This is a genomic window from Cupriavidus sp. WS (assembly GCF_000395345.1).
Lineage (GTDB): Bacteria > Pseudomonadota > Gammaproteobacteria > Burkholderiales > Burkholderiaceae > Cupriavidus > Cupriavidus basilensis_B.
This window is the reverse complement of the sequence record NZ_AQPL01000593.1, coordinates 1-3,652: the sequence shown is the minus strand read 5'-3', so window position 1 is coordinate 3,652 and position 3,652 is coordinate 1. Positions and strand designations below refer to the sequence as shown.

Genomic DNA, 3,652 nt, shown 5'->3' with positions numbered 1-3,652 from the left:
GCCCATGCCGCATGCGGCGCGTGCCGGGCGGGCGGCGTGTGTGTCGCGTGCGGCGCATATGGCGCATGTGGCGCGCCCGCCTCGCGCGGGCCGCGCCGGGTGAAGGCGAAGGCGAGCGGCACGCCGGCCGAGACGAAGCCGTGCCGGGTCAGCAGGCTGGCCTCGGCCGGCCCCACGAACAGCGTGGCGTCGGGCCGGCTCAGCCGCTCCAGCGCGCGCAGCGAGCGCTGCTGCGTGGGCGGGTCGAAATAGATCAGCAGGTTGCGGCAGAACACGAAATGGTAGGGGGCTTCGGCCGCCATCAGGGCCGGGTCGAGCAGGTTGCCGCGCAGCAGCCGCACCTTGGCCAGCACATTGGGCTTGAGCGCGTAGCCGCCCGGCGCGGCGGTGAAATGCCGGTCGCGGAAGTCGAGCTGCCCGCCGCGGAACGAGTTGCTGCCGTAGTGGCCCAGGCGCGCGCGTTCGAGCGCGCGCGCGCTGATGTCGATGGCGTCGACCTGGAAGCGCTGCTCCGGCACGCCGGCGTCGAGCAGCGCCATCACGATCGAGTAGGGCTCCTCGCCGGTCGAGCACGGCACGCTGAGGATGCGCAGCGGCCCCTCGCCGGCATGCCCGCGGGCGTCGCCGAACACGCGCATGGCGGCGAAGCGGCCGAGCGCCATCAGCGCCTCGCGGTGGCGGAAGAACCAGGTCTCGGGCACCACCACCGCCTCGATCAGCGCCTGGAGCTCGTCCGGGTGCGAGTGCAGCAGGTTCCAGTAGGCATGGTGGTCGGGCGCGGCGGACGTGGCCAGGCGCTCGCGCACCGCGCGCTCGATCATGCCGGTGCCCACCGTGCTGGCGTCCAGGCCGATGCGCTCCTTGAGCAGCGCCTCGATGTGGCTGGCCGTGGTCATGGCGCCGCCCCGGGGAACAGGCGGGCGTGCACGTCATCGGGCAGCAGCGCGCCGATCCTGACCCACTGCACCAGCCCCTGCGGGCCGTTGCGCACGGGGCCCAGGTAGCGCGCCGGCGCGGCGTCCAGGCCGCTGTCGGCGAACTCGGCGGGCTCGCAGCGCAAGGTCTCGGTGGCGTATTCGAGGCGCAGGCCGAGCAGGCGCGCCGGCGCGTCCGCGTGGCGGCGGTAGCGCACCAGCACCGTGCGCGTGCTGGTGCGGCTGGCCGCCGGGATGCCGGTGGCCAGCGCGTTGACGTCGATCACGGGCACCACCTCGCCGCGGCGCGCCAGCAGCCCGCTGACCCACGGCGGCGCCTCGGGCAGCTGCTTGAGCCGGGTCAGCGGCAGCACTTCCTCGATTTCGCTGGCGTCGAGCGCGTAGTGGTCGGGGCCGATGCGGAACAGCAGGAAGAGTTTCATGGCAGATGGCCGGCGCCCGCGCGCCTCAGACCTTGAAGCGCGACACGCCGGCGCGCAGGTCGTTGGCCACCAGCGTCAGCTCGTCGATGGCCTGGCTCGACTGGCGCAGCGACTCCACGGTCTGCTGGGCCGCCTCGGAGAGCTGCATCAGCGCCTGGTTGATCTGCTCGGCGCCGCCGGCCTGGGCCTGCATGCCCTCGTTGACCATCTGCACGCGCGGCGCCAGCGTCTGCACCTGGCCGATGATCTGCGAAAGCTGGTCGCCCACCTGCGTCACCTCGGACATGCCGCGCCGCACTTCCTCGGCGAACTTGTCCATGCCCATCACGCCGGCGGCCACCGCGGACTGGATCTCGCGCACCATCTGCTCGATGTCGTAGGTGGCCACGGCGGTCTGGTCGGCCAGGCGGCGGATCTCGGTGGCCACCACCGAGAAGCCGCGGCCGTACTCGCCGGCCTTCTCGGCCTCGATGGCGGCGTTGAGCGAAAGCAGGTTGGTCTGGTCGGCCACCTTGGCGATGGTCGTGACCACCTGGTTGATGTTGCCGGCCTTTTCGTTCAGGGTGGCCAGCTTGGCGTTGACCGAGCCGGCGGCCTCCATCACGTGATGCATGGTCGTCTCCATGCGCGACAGGCTGACCTGGCCGGTGCCGGCCAGCCCGGCGGTCTGCTCGGCTGCGCTGGAGACCTCGATCATGGTGCGCACCAGGTCGCGCGAGGTGGCGGAGATCTCGCGCGAGGTGGCGCCGATCTCGGTGGTGGTGGCCGCGGTCTCGGTGGCGGTGGCCTGCTGCTGGCGCGCGGTGGCGGCGATCTCGTTGACCGAGGTGGTGACCTGGATGGCCGAGCGCTGGGCCTGCCCGACCAGCCCGGTCAGCTCGCCGGTCATCTGGTTGAAGCCCTGCTCGATCTCCAGGAACTCGTCCTTGCGGCGGAGCGACAGGCGCTGGCGCAGGTCGCCGCCGCGCATGCCGGCCAGCAGCTGCACGATCGAGCGCATCGGCACGGTGATCGAGCGGAACAGCAGGTAGCCGGCCACCAGCGACCCCGCCAGGGCGGCGATCAGCGAGATCTCGATGCTGATCTTGGCGGTCTCGACCGCGCTGTTGATGGTGGTGGCGCCCTCGGCGGCGACCTTGTCGTTGTCGTCGAGCAGGGTCTGCAAGGCGGCCCGGCCTTCGTTCCAGGCGGCATGGACGGGGCCGCTCAGGCGGGCCTCCATCGCGGCCGCCTCCGTGGCGCGGGCGGCGAACACCGGCGCCGACAGCTCGTCGTACTGGCGGCGGATCACCTTGTACCTGTCGAAGCGCTGGCGGTCGTCGGCGCGGCGGATCGAATTGGCGTAGCGCTGCTCGAGCTCGTCGAGGCGCGTGCGCAGGGCCGCGTTGGCCTCGTCGTACCGGCGGCGCTCCGCTTCGCTGGTGGCGGTGACGCTCTGCCACGCCAGCACGTAGCGCTCGCCCCACGCGCCGCGCATGGCGGTGCTGGCGTACAGCCCCGGCAGCGCGTCGTCGCGCATCGCGGTGGCGTGGGCTTCGATGGCCGACAGGCGGCCGTAGGCGACCACGAAGGTCAGCAAAATGACCGCCAGGATCATGGCAAAGCTGGCCAGGATGCGCGTGCGGATGGTCCAGAGGGTCGCGGAGCTTTTTCCCATTTGATGTTTTTTGTATTTTCTTTGCTGGAAGGGCGGCGGGCAGCGTCAGGGCGGGTGGCACCGGCGCGCATGGCGCGAATCAGCAGGGCTGGCGGGTCATGAGATGAGAGCGGGCACTAACGGAGCGGGTGCCGGGGTGGCACGGGGTGGCACGCGGGGAGGCACGCCTTTGCTGGCGTAGGGTACTGGAAGGGTGCGGCCATTTCAATGGCGCCAGCGGGGGGTAGCGTTTTGCGATTATGCTATTTGTCGTCCCGCAACATATCGCAATATCATGGTTTGACGCGGCTTGATTTTTTCCTGGTTTTAGTCACACTTGCCAAATAGACAGATCGGACCGATGTCGACAATCACGAACAGGGCAGGGATGGTGGCCAGGTCAGAGGCGAAGGCCGGCGCCTCGCCGAGCGCGGACATCGATCCGTTGACCGGCGTAGCCGCGCGCCAGGCATTCTTGAATACGCTGGAAGACCGCCTGCGCACGGAGGCTGCCCCCCGCTGCGCGCTTTTGCTGCTCGGCATCGACGATTTCCGCGCCTTCAACGACATGCACGGCCATGCCGAGGGCGACGAGATCCTGCGCCGGGTGGCCCGCCGCCTGCGCGACGCCTCGCCGCGCGACGCCGTGCTCGGGCGGG

The 3,652-nt window shown here is 70.6% G+C and carries 4 protein-coding genes; 1 reads left to right on the top strand and 3 read right to left on the bottom strand.

The window, feature by feature from the left end; all coding sequences use genetic code 11:
- From K206_RS0135255 to K206_RS0135245, 3 genes are all read right to left on the bottom strand, one after another.
- Positions 1 to 896 (bottom strand): protein-glutamate O-methyltransferase CheR (locus K206_RS0135255; protein WP_020206958.1); only part of this gene is annotated, 896 nt, incomplete at its 3' end.
- Positions 893 to 1,357, bottom strand: a complete 465-nt coding sequence (locus K206_RS0135250; protein WP_020206957.1) for a chemotaxis protein CheW — start codon at positions 1,355 to 1,357, stop codon at positions 893 to 895. The genes K206_RS0135250 and K206_RS0135255, both read right to left, overlap by 4 nt.
- A 25-nt stretch (positions 1,358 to 1,382) precedes the next feature.
- Positions 1,383 to 3,014: a methyl-accepting chemotaxis protein gene (locus K206_RS0135245; protein WP_020206956.1), complete on the bottom strand. Its 1,632-nt coding sequence runs from the start codon at positions 3,012 to 3,014 to the stop codon at positions 1,383 to 1,385.
- Positions 3,015 to 3,381: 367 nt separating this feature from the next.
- Here K206_RS0135245 and K206_RS40305 point away from each other — a divergent pair.
- On the top strand, positions 3,382 to 3,652 hold a 271-nt coding region (locus K206_RS40305; protein ID WP_155888409.1), incomplete at its 3' end, for a diguanylate cyclase domain-containing protein.